The sequence below is a fragment of the Desulfatiglans anilini DSM 4660 genome, assembly GCF_000422285.1.
GTDB lineage: Bacteria > Desulfobacterota > DSM-4660 > Desulfatiglandales > Desulfatiglandaceae > Desulfatiglans > Desulfatiglans anilini.
In genome coordinates this window covers 36,216-51,485 of sequence record NZ_AULM01000012.1, presented here as the reverse complement: position 1 = coordinate 51,485, position 15,270 = coordinate 36,216, and the positions used below count along the sequence as shown (strand labels likewise).

General features: G+C 62.0%; 13 protein-coding genes. 8 read left to right on the top strand and 5 right to left on the bottom strand.

The genetic code is table 11. The features are described 5' to 3' along the window. Positions 1 to 52 precede the first annotated feature (52 nt). Both H567_RS0110570 and H567_RS24320 read right to left on the bottom strand, forming a co-directional pair. The gene (locus tag H567_RS0110570) at positions 53 to 1,906 is read right to left on the bottom strand and encodes a lytic transglycosylase (RefSeq protein ID WP_051184716.1); all 1,854 of its coding nucleotides are present in this window, start codon (positions 1,904 to 1,906) and stop codon (positions 53 to 55) included. Positions 1,907 to 2,497: 591 nt separating this feature from the next. Then, a complete protein-coding gene (locus H567_RS24320; protein WP_051184715.1) occupies positions 2,498 to 3,802 on the bottom strand; it encodes a CCA tRNA nucleotidyltransferase in 1,305 nt (434 codons plus the stop codon). A gap of 541 nt (positions 3,803 to 4,343) precedes the next feature. Here H567_RS24320 and H567_RS0110555 point away from each other — a divergent pair. Both H567_RS0110555 and H567_RS0110550 read left to right on the top strand, forming a co-directional pair. Next, positions 4,344 to 5,105: an ABC transporter ATP-binding protein gene (locus H567_RS0110555; RefSeq protein ID WP_028321379.1), complete on the top strand. Its 762-nt coding sequence runs from the start codon at positions 4,344 to 4,346 to the stop codon at positions 5,103 to 5,105. Beyond that, positions 5,086 to 6,006, top strand: coding sequence for a SufB/SufD family protein (locus H567_RS0110550; protein ID WP_028321378.1), 921 nt, complete (start codon positions 5,086 to 5,088; stop codon positions 6,004 to 6,006). The genes H567_RS0110555 and H567_RS0110550 overlap by 20 nt, the downstream gene beginning before the upstream one ends. Positions 6,007 to 6,200: 194 nt before the next feature. On the opposite strand, the gene ccsB is transcribed toward H567_RS0110550, so the two are convergent. The 3 genes from ccsB to H567_RS28505 form a co-directional block, all read right to left on the bottom strand. Further along, a complete protein-coding gene (ccsB, locus tag H567_RS0110545) occupies positions 6,201 to 7,043 on the bottom strand; it encodes a c-type cytochrome biogenesis protein CcsB (RefSeq protein ID WP_028321377.1) in 843 nt (280 codons plus the stop codon). 121 nt (positions 7,044 to 7,164) lie between these two features. After that, positions 7,165 to 8,601 (bottom strand): cytochrome c biogenesis protein ResB, encoded by a 1,437-nt coding sequence (gene resB, locus H567_RS0110540; protein WP_161626603.1) that lies wholly within the window; start codon positions 8,599 to 8,601, stop codon positions 7,165 to 7,167. Positions 8,602 to 8,616: 15 nt separating this feature from the next. Then, on the bottom strand, positions 8,617 to 8,823 hold the full coding sequence (locus tag H567_RS28505) for a hypothetical protein (RefSeq protein WP_153306142.1): 207 nt from the start codon (positions 8,821 to 8,823) through the stop codon (positions 8,617 to 8,619). Positions 8,824 to 9,222: 399 nt separating this feature from the next. Between H567_RS28505 and H567_RS24315 the strand changes: the two genes are divergently transcribed. The 6 genes from H567_RS24315 (at position 9,223) to hypD (ending at position 15,263) form a co-directional block, all read left to right on the top strand. Further along, entirely contained in the window at positions 9,223 to 9,543 is a 321-nt protein-coding gene (locus tag H567_RS24315; protein WP_028321374.1) for a hypothetical protein, read from the top strand. A gap of 208 nt (positions 9,544 to 9,751) precedes the next feature. Further along, entirely contained in the window at positions 9,752 to 10,708 is a 957-nt protein-coding gene (locus H567_RS0110525) for a DUF2333 family protein (protein WP_028321373.1), read from the top strand. Positions 10,709 to 10,785: 77 nt separating this feature from the next. Further along, positions 10,786 to 11,145: a hydrogenase maturation nickel metallochaperone HypA gene (gene hypA / locus H567_RS0110520; protein WP_028321372.1), complete on the top strand. Its 360-nt coding sequence runs from the start codon at positions 10,786 to 10,788 to the stop codon at positions 11,143 to 11,145. Then, positions 11,142 to 11,807, top strand: a complete 666-nt coding sequence (gene hypB / locus H567_RS0110515; protein WP_028321371.1) for a hydrogenase nickel incorporation protein HypB — start codon at positions 11,142 to 11,144, stop codon at positions 11,805 to 11,807. Before hypA ends, hypB begins: the two co-directional genes overlap by 4 nt. Next, positions 11,782 to 14,175 (top strand): carbamoyltransferase HypF, encoded by a 2,394-nt coding sequence (gene hypF, locus H567_RS24310; protein WP_244155459.1) that lies wholly within the window; start codon positions 11,782 to 11,784, stop codon positions 14,173 to 14,175. The genes hypB and hypF overlap by 26 nt, the downstream gene beginning before the upstream one ends. Then, positions 14,172 to 15,263, top strand: a complete 1,092-nt coding sequence (gene hypD / locus H567_RS0110505) for a hydrogenase formation protein HypD (protein ID WP_028321370.1) — start codon at positions 14,172 to 14,174, stop codon at positions 15,261 to 15,263. Before hypF ends, hypD begins: the two co-directional genes overlap by 4 nt. Positions 15,264 to 15,270: the final 7 nt, after the last annotated feature.

The following is a 15,270-nucleotide window of genomic DNA, read 5'->3' as shown; positions in this document are numbered from 1 at the left end:
ACCGGACGCCGGCGACCCGCGCAGAAGGGCCGGGGGCCGCCACGCCTGCGTTTTATTGAATGGTTACGAGCACCTTTTGCCCCGGGAAGATCGTGCTCCGCGGCGACAATTTGTTCAGCGTCAGAAACTCCGACAGATTCATGCCGTATTTGCGGGCAATCACCGCGGGGCTGTCACCCCTCATAACCGTGTATTTTGTGGTCTGACTGCCCGAGAACGCACCGCCTCCCCTGGGCAGGGTCAGCACCTGGCCGATTTGAAGGTTGGAGCTCTTCAGGCCATTCATGGACTGGATCACTTTGGTGGTTGTACCGTATTGCCGGGCGAGCCCGAAAAGCGAATCCCCCCTCTTCACGGTATATTGCAAGTAATTCTTTCGTTGAACTTTGGCGGGCGTTGCCGCTTTGGCGGTGGTGTTGGCCCGGGACGCATAGCTGCTGGATGTCGGGATCTTGAGGGTGGATCCAACGAGAATACGGTTTTTGCTCTTCAGCCGATTGGCGGATTTGATGCTGTCAGCCGATGTGCCGTACCGTGCCGCGATGGAAGAGAGGGTTTCGCCCTTGCGCACACGGTGCCTCACATAGCTGGAGCTTGCTGAGGAGGAGGTGCGGGCTTTGGCCACCGTTACAGGCGGGCACCACGCGGGGAGCGTTTCCAATTTGGCGAGCAGTTCCTCCCCTTTCCCCATGGGCACCTTGAGCTCGTAGGGTCTTTCGGGCGTCGTGTTCTGCCTCAATTCCGGGTTCATGCTCAGGAGGGAGTCATAGGGCGTGGAAATCGCTTCAGCGACCGCTTTGAGGTGGATCTGTTTGCCGATGGTCACGGTCTCCATCGGGACGACAGGATCGACCTCGGGCAGGGTGATTCCATACGCGCTGGGCTTTTGCAGGATGTGGAGTACGGCCAGAAAGCGCGGGACGTAGGCCGCTGTTTCCCTTGGGAGCTTTTCGTAAAGGTCCCAGAAGTTGTCCAGATAGTTGATCTGCTGACTGTTGATGTGGCGCAGGACGGCGCCTTCACCGCAGTTGTAAGCGGCCAGGGCCGTGGTCCAGTCCCCGAAGATCCGATGCAGTTCCGTCAGGTAGGCGATGGCGGCATCGGTGGCCTTCTCGGGGTCCATCCGCTCGTCGATCCACTCGTCCCTCTCGAGGCCGAACTTATAGCCGGTCGAGGCGATGAACTGCCAGAGGCCGAGGGCCCGGGCGCGTGAAAAGGCCCTGACCTTGAAGCCGCTTTCGATCAGAGGCAGCCAGGAGAGTTCTTCGGGCAGTCCGGCCTCTTTGAGCTTGTCCAGGATGAACGGCCGGTATTTGCCGGAGCGGCGGTAGGCATTGATGAAGAAAGGGTTGTTGGGGGCGGTCAGGTAGGCGATTTCTTTTTCGACGTGCGCGTTCATGACCATGGGGATGGCGGTGTGAAGTCCGTTGGCAGCGGTGTACCGCGACGAATAGATCTCCACGATGCGCTTCGAGATCGTGATGCGGATATCGTCGCGCTGCTGAAGGATCTCTTCCCCGGCGTCGTCTTCGACGCGCAGGATCAGCCGGAAGGCCTCGTCCAAGCCTGAAAGCGCCTTGTCGAGTTCGCCCCGTTCCCAATACTCGCTCGATGCCTGGCAGAAATCGAGGGCGGTATCGAGAAGTTGTTGATCGGAGAAACAGGTAGTATCGACGCGCTCAAGGGCAGCGCCCCGGATTTTCGCAGGGCTGGAGGCCCGGGTGAATGTGCCGCCTGAATCTGCGGCCTGGTAGCCGCCCGGCCGCAGATCCCCTTCGATGGATTGCGGCGGTAACGCGCTGTTATCGATGGGCAAACCGCTGCCTGCGCACCCCGTCAGCAGCATCCCTCCACAGAGCATCGGCCAAATGGCCCGCGCCAGTCTCGAGACGAGATTCTTTTGCATGATCCTCCTTTGTTCCTGTTCTTTTGTCAGGAAATCAGGTTGTTTACCCCGTCGCTGCGTCAAACCGGAAAGATGCGGAAGCGCGGGGCCGGGCACTCCGGCCAACCGCTCCTGCGATGATCTCCGAAGCCTTCCGGCAACTGCTCGACCCCAATGCCGCTTGGAGGTGCACCCATCGGCTGCACCCGGGGGCATGGTCCCCCGGCCTCTGGGCGGAAAATCCGCCGGTGAGGAAGTTAGGTTGATGGAAAGGCATTTTTTTGGGACGCAGGTGTACGCAACGAAACTTCTTGTCTGTAAACGAAATCGCCCGACCGTACGGGATCCGCACGGTGAAGGCTGTGCGATGGGAGGCGGCCATATCTGAGGATTGGAATCTCCGGGGCTTCAAGGATTTCTGCGTGAAGGTCAGGGGCCGCTGAATGCGTGCGCCTGTATCCGCCTTGCCGCGCCTCCCGTACATGTTTTGCCGGGAAGTATAGGAGAAGCCTTTCGATTGGTCAAGCCTGAAATGGCGCAGCGGAGCGGGTTTTCTAGGTGATTTTCAGCTGGGGGTGAACGGCCCGATGCGGATGAGGGGCCCGCGGAGGCTCATTCTTTCTCAGGGAGGCCCCGGATGATGTTTTGCAGGATGTCTTCGCGGTTCAAGGAAGGGTCTTCTGAGACGGCCGTGAGCAGATGGTTCAGGACTCTGCCGACAGCGGGCCCGGGACCGATTCCGAGGAGCCGCATGACGGTGTGTCCATCAACGGCCAGGTCTTTGGGCCGCAGAGGCAGAGGCTGCCGCATCAGTTCGTGGATCCGCTGTTCCAGCCGGTCGAGCGCTGCGACCCTCTGTTCGGAGCCTCCGCCGTGCGCCAGGAGATCCGCGCGCCGCAGAGAAAGGAGGTCGGGGACGGCTTCCGGGCCTATCCGCCGAATGAGGCGGCGGATGGCAGGATCGCTCCAGGGCGTCTCGCAATCGAGCATGTGGTGCTCGACGAGATGGGCGGCGCGTTCGGCAAAGGCCGACGAGAAGCGCAGCCTGCGGAGGATCTCGCGCGTCATCCGGGCGCCGAGGGCCGCGTGACCGTGGAAACGCCAGATCCCTTCGACCTTTCGGTGGGTGGCTGGCTTCCCGATGTCGTGAAACAGGGCCGCGACCCGCAGGAGCGGGCTGGGAGGAACCCGGTCCACGGACTCGAAGACATGCTTGAGGACCGTGTAGAGGTGTGGGGGACGCTGAGGCATCCGGTACGCCTCGAGCAGCTCCGGAATGATCCTCCCCAGCAGGCCCGTTTTCCGGAGCAGGATCAGGCTGGATGAAGGACGTCTGAGGAGCAGGATCTTCAAGAGCTCCTCCCGGATTCTTTCTTTGGCGGCGCTATCGATGCGCCAGGCCTCGCTCACGAGGGAGGGCAAGGTCCCGGAGGCGATCGAAAAGCGGAGCTCCCCTGCGAGACGGATGGCGCGCAGGAGGCGGACAGGATCCTCGCGGAAGCGGTCTTCGGCCGGGGGTACCGCACGGAGCAGGCGTTTGCCGAGGTCGACCGCCCCGCCGAACGGATCCGTGAACCGGCCGGAGAATGGATCCACGGCCATGGCGTTGACGGTGAAATCGCGGTGGGCGAGGTCGCTTTCAAGAGAGCGTGTTTTACCCTTGAACGGAGTGATCTCGAGGCGGGTCCCGGCGAGGAGCAGCGTGACGGTATTGGCCTGGATGACGAAATGCGGGGTGTCGTAAAAGAGCTCTAGGAGGGCCTCGTGCGGGGCGCTCGTCGCCAGATCCCAATCGACCAGGGTGCGCTTCAGCTGCGCATCCCGAACCGCGCCGCCGACGACGGCCACCTCATGTCCGGCGGCCCGGAGGCGGCGGCAGGCCCAGAGGACGGCCTCGGGCAGGGCGGGTGGCGGCATGGCTGCGGAGCCTGGGTTCGCTGCTCGGTTTTTCGAACCATCGGAAGAACGTCCGGGCGAAGCGCAGCAGAAGGGGTATGGATGATCTGTCGGCGGCATGATCGGTCCTGTCGAAAACCATCTTGATTCCATCTGGAAATGCTTTTGCCTGCCCGTCTCGGCGTCCATCTGACGTTCGCCGGTGCGGCGGCCCGGGGGCTGTCTCCGCGCAGGGTGTGAAGAAACCGGGACCCGCCCCCGCAGGGGGTGGGACTGAGCACCCGAAGGGTGTGAAGAAAATTCCGCATTTCCAGCGGGACACCATCTTATACTCCATGCGGCTCTTAGCCAAAGAAAATGAGCCCCGGCCCGGAAATTAGAAGGCTGTGAACGAGGGAAGGGTTCCGGCTGGGTGGGAGGAAAGTTGGATTTGAGGCTTGAAATTTATTCACTCCCAGGTTAGAAAGATAAATTCTCGGGCTTTTAGCTGTGTCCGGCCAGGGGAGTCGATGCGTTGGCATCCGGCAGGATTCCGCGCGAAAACGAAAAGGAGAGTTGCGACATGCTACAGTTGAAAAACGTCCGCTTTGCGGTCCAGGATGATTCATCCGGGGACGGCAAGGGTATGAAGAGCATCATCGATAGCGTTGATTTCACCTTCGAAAAGGGGAAATTTTATGCGATCACGGGGCCGAACGGAAGCGGGAAAACCACGCTGGCCAAGCTGATCATGGGGATCAATCCCGTTACGTCCGGGGAGATCCTTTTCGACGGCAAGGATATTTCGGGATGGTCGATCACCGAGAGGGCGAAGGCGGGGATCGCATACAGCTTTCAGCATCCCGCCCGGTTCAAAGGCACGACGTTCCGTGATCTCCTCTCGATTGCCATGGGTACGGATGACGAGGATAAGCTGGTGAAGATCATCGCGAGGGTCGGCATCTGTTCGCTCGATTTCCTCGACAAGCCCGTCGATTCCAAACTGTCGGGGGGAGAGATCAAGAAGGTCGAACTTGCGACAACGATCGCGCGCAACCCCAAAATAGCCATCTACGACGAGCCGGACACCGGCATCGATCTCTGGACCATCGGCCCGATGGTCGAGCTCCTGAAACGAGAGCAAAAGGAGTATGGCACAACCACTCTGGTGGTGAGCCACAACCGGGCCTTCCTCGAAGCGGCCGACATGCTTCTGCTGATCAAGAAAGGCCGGATCGTTTTCACCGGGGGCCTGGAGGAAGCGATACCACTGTTGGAGGATCTCAGTATCTGCAGCTACGGCGATGTCTGCGAAGGAGAGAGCGATGCTAAGTGCTATCGATAAAGAACTGTTGAAGGAGGTGGCCGATCTCGAGGGCATTCCTAAAGGCGCCTACAACATCCGCAAGAACGGGGAACTGCTGGGCCGCGAGGTGTCCGCCAACATCTTGATCGAGACGAACGAGGCCGGAAACGGTATCGTCATCACCATCGCGCCGGGAACCCGGGACGAGTCGGTTCATATCCCCGTCATCGTCAGCCAGGCCGGTCTCCACGACGTGGTGTACAATACGTTCATCGTCGGAGAAGACTCCGATGTCACCATCGTCGCCGGCTGCGGGATCCACTGCGGCGGATCCTCGCCAGAGGGGCACGAAGGGATCCACGAATTCCGGATCGGCAAGCATGCGCGCATGAAATACGTCGAAAAGCACGTGGCTCTCGGCGAAGGAAAGGGCAAGCGCAGCCTCAACCCGACGACCCGCGTTTTTATGGAGGAAGGCGCCTATGCCGAGATGGAATTGAGCCAGATCGGCGGCGTCGACGAGGCGGTCAGGCGGAACGAGGCGCAGCTCGGGCCGGGGAGTTCGCTTCTCATCACTGAACGGGTTCTGACGGACGGGCGGCAGTCAGCCGTCTCCCGGAACGAGATCGTGCTCGCCGGAGAAGACAGCAAGGCCAACATGATCTCCAGATCCGTCATCAAAGGGGATTCGCGGCAGGATTTCTACGCGACGCTGGATGCGCAGGCCAAATGCTTCGGGCATATCGAGTGCGATGCGATCATCATGGACAACGGGACCAACGAGACCATCCCGTCCTTGAAGGCGAGGCATCCGGAAGCCGAAATGACCCACGAGGCTTCCATCGGCAAGATCGCCAACGACCAGCTCATGAAGCTGATGAGCCTCGGCCTGACTTACGACGAGGCTGTGAATAAGATCATCCAGAGCTTCCTAAAATAGTTCCCTGTCGGAAACGGTCTTTTTTGCCCATCTCCGCGTCAACCTGCACGTTTGCTTGTGCGGCGACCTAGAGGTCGCCTCCGCGCAAACGCTTGGTTTCCTTGATACGGGCAAAAAATCCTCATTTCCGAATCGGAAATCGGGCTTTGCGGGGAAGTATCATTTCCGAACCGTAAACGGGGAGTACCAGCCTCCTAGGATTTGGCGTAGCTGTGAAGGCCTGCCAGGTAATTCACTCCAAAATAGGTGAAAAGCACACAGGCGAATCCCACCAGGCACAAGACCGCGATTTTCTTTCCGCGCCATCCCCTGACGAGGCGGGAATGGAGCACCGCGGCATAAACAAGCCACGTGATGAGCGACCATGTCTCCTTCGGGTCCCAGCTCCAGTAGCTGCCCCAGGCCGAATGGGCCCACACCGAACCGGTGATGATGCCGAGGGTCAGCATGAGGAACCCGATTACGACCATCTGATAATTCAGTTCGTCCAGCATGCCGGTCGAGGGCAGAAGCCGCGTAATCCTCCTAGGGGAGCCCGCCTCGCTTCTCTTCTTCATGAGGTACATCAGGCTCAGCCCGAAAGAGAGGCCGAAGGCGGCATAACCCACGAAGCACGTGATCACATGGGAGATGAGCCAGTTGCTCTTGAGGGCGGGGATCAGCGGCTGGATCTGGCTGTTGATCCCAGGTGAAAACGAAGCGTAAGCCATTGCGAGGAAGGCCAGGGGAGTGGCAAAGGCCCCGAGGGTGCGGTTCCGGGTGCGCCACTCCACCAGCAGGTAGAGAAACATGATCATCCAGGAGAAGAAGATGAGGGACTCATAGAGGTTGGAAAAGGGGGCGTGGCCGATCCCCATCCTGTAAGATTCGAACCATCGCAGCGCGATGGCGAACGTGTGCCCGATCAGGCCCGCCGCCGAGATCCCTGTGGCGATCAGCCCCGGGGCCTTGCGGTGCATGATCAGCATGAGCAGATAGAACAGAAACGCAGCGAAGTAAAAGAACGTAATGTAGCTCAATATAGTCGCATTCAGCATCGTATTCAGGCCTTTCTATCTCGTGTCCATTTACAGGGGAGCATCCCGCCTTGCCGGGGGGGTTGTCCCGGGAACGGACTTCCAGGCGCACGCATGCGCTGCCCCCGTTTCGTACGCTCGGTCAGTCGTTGCGATCGTTCAGAAGGCGGTTTAAATCGCCCGTCAGACGCTCGAGCTCCCGTTCGAGGCCGACGGGGTTTTTGCTGGATCTCCCCGCGATGCGCACACGGTTCGCGCCGTTTTCGATCCGGTCCAGGCGCACCCAGATATGCCGATGGGACATAAAGAAGGTGACGATGAAACCCGCGACCATCATGAAGCAGCCCGCCCAGACAAGCGGTACGCCGGGGTCGCGGTTGACCTGCAGTCCCGTGTAATAGCGGCTTTCCAGTTGAGTCAGCACGAAGGTGTAAGGTTCGAAGGCGGCCGGGTTCAGGCGCGGGTTGTGCCCGAAAATCCCAGGGAACCGCTCCTGAACGGCCCCGACGTTCTGAAAGACCCAGAATTGCATCTCATCCCCATCGTGCGGTTTGACGCCGATCAGGACGGCGGGGCCCATGACGCCCATCATGTTGGGGTTGGCATCGAGGACCCTGAAGACCCCTTCCTTGCCGGGCAGTTCAACTGCGGGGCCCTGGATCTCGGCATCGACAGGCGTCGTCGCAGGCGGGTCGCCGGCGCGCATGAGGTGGAGGTGCACCCGCCTGCCGGGAGTCGAGCCGTAGCTCGACTGGTAGAAGGTCACGCCTTCGAATTCGGTGGGGTGGTTCACCCGGATGGCCCGCTCGGCGGCCACCTCCCCGTCGACGAGAAAGGTGAGGTCGGAGCGGTATTCTTTGGGTGCCCCGCTTTCATAGAATTCCACCACGAACCGGTCGCAGCGGACCTCGAAGCCGAGCGGCATGGTTTCCATACGGTTTCTGACCGCGATCTCATCGATCGTCTCGCCCTCGACAATGTTGACGAAGCCTTGAAAGCCGAGAAAGGAGCCGATCAATCCCCCCACCAGGATGAGGAATACGCTCAGATGGACCAGGTAGACCCCGAAGTGGGCGTAGCGGCCCTTTTCGGCATGCCAGGACGAACGCGTCTCGTCTTTGGCGGCATGAACGCGCTTGTAGCGCGAACGAAGGAGCGCTTCGATACGGCCCGGGAGATCACCGGGGTTTCCTTCGACCAGGAAGGCCTGCTCCTCGGGCAGGTTTTCGAAAGGCTGTTCACGCTCCGGGCTCGGTTGAGCGCGGAAGCGCCCCCAGGCCGTGGGGAACCGGTCGATCGAGCAGACCAGGAGGTTGACCGTCAGCGCGCCCAGGAAAATTCGGAACCAAAAGGCATGGTACATATCGAAAAGGTCGAGGGCCGCGAAGAGACGGAATACCCAGGGGCTCAGCTCGCGGGCGAATTTCAGGGCCTCCTGCTGCTGGGGGATGAGCGTGCCGGCGATGGACGTGATCGCCAGGATGATCAGAAGCGCGATGGTCAGTTTGACTGAACTGAAAAAACGCCACAAAAAATGGACCTTTGTGTCTGGCGGGGTCCGGGATGTCGTCTGGGCCAAATTCCAATCCCCCATTCATTCATAAGGATAAGTGAGCTGAGCGCGCGAAGCGCGTAAAGGAAAAATCCTCATTTCCGGTACAAGACCATTTCCATTACAAACGAGTTTCCAATCCGGAAATGAGGATTTTTGGCCAATATCAAGGAGATCAAGCGTTTGCGCGGAGGCGACCTGTAGGTCGCCGCACAAGCAAACGTGCAGATTGACGCCGAGATTGGCCAAAAAGACCATTTCCGGATGGAAACTCTAATTATCGGCATCATAGATGAAGGGCGCAAGCGAAATATGCCAAATGGGCGATGTTCGATCGCTGCAACCTTTTTTCTTCGCACCGAAAGCGTCTTCGGGCCAGATCCGTTGGTGCGGACAGGCGGAAACATGCAGTCAGAGGCCGGTATCGGCCGGAAAGGCGGTTTTCGTCTAAATAGCGGGTTTCCGAGCAGCCGGAATTTTCCGTTGCTCCAAGACCGCGCGTTTGGTATCAGGATTCATTCGGGAAGGGAAGACGGCCCTGCGTGATTTCGAGGGGGGATGTTCCGGCGGGTTGGGCGCTGTCCGCCTGTCCCGGAGCGCCGTGCCGCGGGCGGGAGAACGGGGCCGGTATTCAAGGAGACAACCGACATGAACCAACGGCCTCTGAGCCGCTTTTCCGGGCTTTTCTGGCGTTTTGCCATCCTGGCCTTCGTCCTGTCTTTCATCCTCCCGTCGTCGAAGTTCGTCGGCGGCATGGCGGATGATGCCTTTATCGTCTGGTTGGCACGAATTCTTTGGGTGGCGGGTCTGTCAGCAGGTTTTACCGTTCTCTTCTGGCTGGCGGGCCGCTTGAGGACCCGGAAGGGCGCGCCGGGCCCCGCGAAGGGGGCCGGGAAAGACGGCGCGCGTGCAGCCGGGGGGGATGGGCCGTCCGCCGCGCGCCCCGGCACCGGAGGAAAGGACGGCTGAGCCTGCCGCCCGGCGGTGCCTGCAAGACTCTCCGATTATCTGTTGACAAGCGAGACGGGCGCTTTTTAGAATACGTCTGTTCGGAGATAATGCAGAACCATTCCCTGATGTCGGGATGGTTCTTGACGGCCCCGATCAGCGCAGCAAGGCCGCAACATCAACCAGGAGGCCGGGCGCGGTCTCTTTTCAAAGCGAAGGATGCTGCCCAATGAAAGAATCCGGAAAGAGTCGTGAGGCGGGCAAGACCAAGTGGGTCGTGGCCTTGGTCGTCGCGGTCCTGGTCTGCTTCTCTCTGGTGGTCATGGTCGTCAATTCCAGAAAACCGGAGCCCCTCGAACTGTCCGATTACGACCGGAATGTGAGAGGGGCCGCTTTCGTCCGCGCCAATCTGGTCCTCCTCGAGCAGATGATCGACAACTGGCTGCCGAACGATCTTTTCTGGCCGACGATCTTTCTGGACAACATGCCCAACTTCCAGCTCGGGCAGCTCGAGCTGGTCCGCTACAACCTGCGCGTTCTGAGGGACGAACTGACCCGGCTGCGTACGACGGACAAGATCGACCGGCTGGCGGAAGAAGCGTTTACCGCGATATCGAACGATCCCCGCAGGTGGTGGTTCCCGTCTGCAGAAAGCAAGTGGAAGCTCGCCCACGCCAAGCTCGACACCTTCTATGGCAATCTTCTGACCGGGAAATCGACCTTCTATGCCCGGGCGGACAACCTCGCCACCCTGATGACGGAGTACGCCTCCCTCATGGGCGGGATCAATACCCGCCTCATGAATGCGCCCGGGGACATCCGGGCGGTGCTGATCGACGAGGAGGACGCCGGAGGGTCCGGGGGCGGGATTGAAATCGTGCAGGTCGACATCCCCTGGAGCGAGATCGACGACAACTTCTACTACGCGCAGGGAGCGGCTTACGCCCTCCTGGCCTCTTTCAAGGCGATCCGGGTCGATTTCCATGACATCCTCGTGAAGAAGAACGCCCTCAAGCTGCTGGACAAGGTCATGGAATCCTTGCAGCGATGCGACTTCGAGCCTCTGATCATCTTCAACGGGGATCCGGAGAGTGTTTTCGCCAACCATTCCTTGAATCTTTCCGGGGTCTTCAATGATGCCCGCCAGAAGATCAGTTCGCTGATCGTAGCCTTGAACCAGGGATAGCCCCCCGCTCCCAAGCCTGTCATGATCTATTCGCGGCGGTCCGGGCGCTGCCTCGCCGCCGCCGAAAGCCCACCGACATGCACGAAATGTCTATCGCTCAGGGTTTGATCGACATCCTTCGTGAAGAGATGTCCAACCACCGGGCCGAGCGCCTGCGCCGCGTCAAGGTCCGGATCGGAGAGCTTTCCGGTGTGGTTCCGGACGCCCTCTCGTTCTGTTTCGGCGTAATCATCGAAGGGACGGAGCTGGACGGAGCCTTGCTGGAGCTGGAGCAGGTCCCGCTGGAGGGGCGCTGCCGCGCGTGCGGGGCGTGTTTCCGGATCCGGAACTACGCTTTTCAATGCCCGGAGTGCGGGGACGGATCCATTGAAATCGTCTCCGGCAGGGAGTTGTCCATCGTCGAAATGGAGGTGGACGAAGAAGGGGGAAATGGATGAAGATCGCAGTGGTCAGGGACATTCTCGATGCCAACGAGCGCATCGCCCGGGAAAATCGACGGCTTTTCGACCGGAAAGGCCTGTTGGTGATGAATCTCATGAGTTCGCCGGGGGCGGGGAAGACGAGCCTCCTCGAACAGACGATCGAGGCCCTCGGCGGCGATCTCAGGCTGGGGGTCATCGAGGGGGACATCCAGTCCTCGAAGGATGCCGAACGGATCGCCCGCCGGGGGGTGCAGGTCGTCCAGATCAACACGGGCGGGGCCTGCCACCTGGACGGCAACATGATCCGCGACGCCCTGGACGCGCTCGACCTGGACCGAATGGATCTTTTGGTCGTCGAGAATGTCGGGAATCTCGTCTGCCCCGCGGAGTTCCATGTGGGCGAGGACTTCAAGGCCATGATCCTGAGCGTCACCGAGGGAGAGGACAAGCCCGCGAAATATCCCCTCATGTTCCGTGAGTCGAAGGTTCTGGTCATCAACAAGATCGATCTCCTCCCTTATCTCGACTGCAGTGTGGAGCAGATCCGCGAGGAGGCGCTGAAGGTCAATCCCGAACTGGTGCTGTTCGAGGTCTCCTGCAAAACCGGCGAGGGGCTCGACCGGTGGGTGGACTGGCTCAAAGAGGCGGCCCGTGCCCGCCGGCCCCCGCTGGAATGAAATGATCGAGCGCGTCAAAGGGTCGATCAGGGGCACCGTTCAGGGTGTCGGATTCCGACCTTTCATCTATACGCTTGCCAGGCGCCACGGGCTGTCCGGCTATGTCCGGAACAGCCCGGACGGGGTCGAGGTGGAGGTCGAAGGCCCTCTGGTCGGGATCGAGCGGTTCTTCGAAGAGGTCGAAGCCCAGCCGCCGCCGCTCGCGCGCATCGAGACGGTGATCCGGCGGCCGATGCCTTCCTGGGGCGACAAGCGGTTCGTCATCCGCGAGAGCCTGCCCCGCGGGGAAAAGGACGCCCTCATTCCGCCGGATGTGTGCGTCTGCAGCACGTGCCTGGCTGAGATGCGCGACCCGGCCGACCGTCGGCACCGCTATCCGTTCATCAATTGCACGTTCTGCGGGCCCCGTTACACGATCGTGAAGGAGGTGCCCTACGACCGGCCCGGAACGACCATGGCCGGCTTCCCCCTCTGCGAGGCCTGCCGTTTGGAATACGAGGACCCGCTCGACAGGCGCTTTCATGCAGAGCCGATCGCATGCCCGGAATGCGGTCCGCGCGTTTCGCTCTGCGACGCGGCCGGGCGGCCCCTCGAGGGGGAGGACCCCTTGTCCGCCGCGTGCAGCCTGATCGAATCCGGACACATCCTGGCCGTCAAAGGGCTCGGGGGTTTCCACTTGGCGGCCGATGCCGCCCAGGACGAGGCGCTGAAGCGCCTGAGGAGCCGGAAGCGCCGGGACGGGAAGCCGTTCGCCCTGATGGTGAAGGATCTCGCGGCGGCGCGCCGGATCGCTGTTTTCAACCAGGCCGAGGCGCGGTGCCTCTCTTCCCTGGAGCGTCCGATCGTGCTCCTGCGCAAGAGGCGCGGACACGGGTTGTCCGATGAGGTGGCGCCGCGGAGCCGTCTTTTCGGGGTGATGCTCCCGTATACGCCCCTGCACGCCCTGTTGATGGAAGGGCGCTTCCCCGCCCTGGTGATGACGAGCGGCAACCGCTCCGGCGAGCCGATCCAGATCGACAACGGGGAGGCCCTCAGGGATCTTGCCGACGTCGCCGATGGCTTCCTGCTGCACAACCGCGACATTCACATCCACTGCGATGACAGCATCCTGCGCGTGGTCGCAGGGTCCCCGAGTCCCATGAGGCGCTCGCGCGGCTTCGTCCCTGGACCGGTCCATCTGCCGGAGGCCCTGAAGGACCTGCCCCCGGTGCTGGCGGTGGGCGCCGAACAGAAGAGCACCGTCTGCCTGACGAAAGGCGGCCGTGCTTTCCTGAGCCAGCACATCGGCGATCTGCACAACCTCGAGACCCTGCGCGTCTTCGAACGGACGATCTCGCACCTCGAGGGCCTTCTCGGCGTGCAGCCGCAGGTGCTGGCCCGCGATCTGCACCCCGATTATCTCTCATCGGTTTTCGCGCGCGCCCGAACCGGCTGTCCGGTGGTGCCCGTGCAGCATCACCATGCCCACATCGTCAGCTGCCTCGCCGAGCACGGCTTCGAGGGGCCGGTGATCGGGCTGGCCATGGACGGGACGGGCTACGGTCCGGACGGGACGATCTGGGGCGGGGAGATCCTGCTGGCCGACTGGGTGTCATTCGAGCGCGCCGGCCACCTCGAAGGCGTTCCCCTTCCCGGAGGGGACGCAGCGGTCCGGCACCCCTGGCGTATGGCGCTGGCCTATCTGGACCAAGTCTTCGGCGACGGCCTTTTCGGTTTGAAGATCCCGCTCCTGGACGAGCTCGACCCGGGCCAGGTCGAGCTCGTTCTGCAGATGTGCCGGACCGGCTTGAACGCGCCTCCGACGTCGAGCTGCGGCCGGTTCTTCGATGCTGCGGCGGCCTTGATCGGGCTGCGGCGGAGCGTCACCTACGAGGGGCAGGCGGCCTTCGAGCTCGAGATGTGCCAGTCCCGGACGAAGACGAAGGGTTACCCCTGGAGGGTCAGCCCCCTTGACGACGGGTCATGGCTCCTCGAGGCGGGGCCGATCATCACGGCGCTCGTGGAGGACCTCGCAGCCGGAAAGCCTGCGGGAATCATGAGCCGGAGGTTTCACCTGGCGCTCATCGAGATGCTGTCGGAAGTGTGCAGGGGCATTCGGGAACAGACCGGCCTTTCCGTCGTCGCGCTGAGCGGCGGGGTCTTCCAGAACGCGACCCTCCTCGAAGGCCTGACGGGGCTCCTCGAGCGCGGGGGCTTTACGGTATTGAGCCATCGGCTCGTGCCATGCAACGACGGTGGGTTGAGCCTCGGGCAGGCGGTCTGCGTCGCTCTGCAGACCACCGGTTGGAGCGGACGCTTCGCCGGGGGTGATCATCAGGCCGGTTCGGGCGCCGTGGCATGCGGCGGTCGATGGGGGCGGACGACATGAAGCATATCGATGAATACCGCGACCGATCCGTTGCACAGGCCCTGGCCGCGCGGATCGGACGGATGGTCGAACAGGTCGGGCGGCCGATCCGCCTGATGGAGATCTGCGGGACGCACACCATGGCGATCTTCCGCCACGGCATCCGAAGCCTTCTCCCGGAGGAGATCGAACTGGTCTCGGGTCCGGGGTGCCCGGTGTGCGTCACGGCCGCCGAGGACATCGATCGATGCCTTCGGCTCGCCCGCGAGCCGGGCGTGATCGTGGCGACCTTCGGGGACCTCCTGCGCGTTCCAGGCAGCGGTTCGTCCCTCCGGCTGGAGCAGGCCGCGGGCGCGGATGTGCGCATGGTCTACTCGACCATGGACGCGCTCGACCTGGCGAAGGAAAACAGGCGCTCCGATGTGGTCTTCCTGGGGATCGGTTTCGAGACGACCGCCCCGACCGTCGCAGCCGCCCTGCAGACGGCCGGGCGGCTGGGGGTCGAGAACTTCTCGGTCCTTGCCATGCACAAGCTGCTGCCGCCTGCGATGCAGGCGCTCCTGGCGGATCCGGATATCCATGTGGACGGGTTCATCTGTCCGGGGCATGTCACGACGATCATCGGCACGTCGGCCTACCGGGATGTGGCCGAACGTCATCGCAAACCTTGCGTGGTGACGGGTTTCGAGCCGGTCGACATCCTCGAGGGGATTCTCATGCTGGCCGGACAGATCGCGCAGGGGCGCGCCGAGGTCGAGATCCAGTACCGCCGGGCAGTGAACGCTGAAGGCAACCCCGGGGCCCTGGGCTGCATGTGGGAGGTTTTCGAGCCGGCCGATGCGCTCTGGCGCGGCCTTGGGACGATCGCCGGGAGCGGCTTGAAGATCCGGGACCAACATGGCGGCCGGGATGCCCGGCTGCGCTTCGACCTCGCCGTCCCGCCGGCGGTGGAGCCGGCCGGGTGCCGCTGTGCCGAGGTGTTGAGGGGGCGGATGCGTCCCCCTGAGTGTCCGCTTTTCGGCCGGCGCTGCACGCCCCAGGATCCCGTAGGCCCCTGTATGGTCTCGGGGGAGGGGACGTGTGCGGCCTATTACCGCTACCGCTGCTGAGGTTTTT